The sequence below is a fragment of the Acinetobacter sp. ANC_7513 genome (assembly GCF_056779915.1).
The window spans coordinates 1-906 of record NZ_JBWYIW010000025.1; the positions used below are offsets into that span (position 1 = coordinate 1).

General features: G+C 51.0%; 1 protein-coding gene. It reads left to right on the forward strand.

What is annotated here, in order from left to right:
- Positions 1 to 906: type VI secretion system Vgr family protein (locus AC1M9B_RS14360; RefSeq protein ID WP_481609336.1), on the forward strand; the 906-nt coding region annotated here is incomplete at both ends.

Genomic DNA, 906 nt, shown 5'->3' on the forward strand with positions numbered 1-906 from the left:
CAAGAATTCCTCATTGTTGGCAAACGCTACTACAACCAAAACAACCTACCCAAAGACTTAGACCAACAAGTCCAACAACTGCTACAACGCAGCCAATGGACGCCAAAACACAAGACAAACACCAACCAAGCAACCCACAGCGACCAAGAACGCCAAGCCAGCGAACTCATCCTACAACGACGCAACATCAAAACCGTACCCGAATACAACCCACTACAACATCGACCTAGCACCCATCCGCAACGCGCCAAAGTGGTGGGACCTGCAGGAGAAGAAATCCATGTCGATGAATGGGGACGCATCAAAGTACGCTTCCTATTTACCCGAGCAGAAGACCACCAATTTGATGGGGGTGCCGGCAGTAACAACAACGACACCGATTCAGCTTGGGTCGATGTACTGACCCCATGGGCAGGCGAAGGCTATGGCGCACGCTTCCTTCCTCGAATCAATGAAATCGTGGTCATCGACTTCTTTGACGGCAACATCGACCGCCCCTTTGTGGTGGGCCGCCTACATGAAGCCCAACGCAGCCCAACCCGATTTGACAGTCAAGGCCAACTGCCGGACACAAAAAAACTCGCAGGGATTAAAAGTAAAGAAGTCCAAGGCGAAGGCTATGGACAACTCCGCTTTGATGACACCACAGGACAAATCTCCACCCAACTGCAAAACACCCACGGGGCGAGCCAACTTAACCTAGGGAATCTCAGTCATCCCAAAGCAACAGCAGAAAGTGAAGGACGTGGTGAAGGTTTCGAACTCAGAACTGACCAATGGGGTGCAGTACGAGCGGGCGAAGGCATACTCATCTCCACCTACAAACAAGAACAAGCCAAAGCAAACCATCTCGATGCAAGCGAAGCCAAACAACAACTCGAAAGTAGCTTAAACAACGCCAAAGCT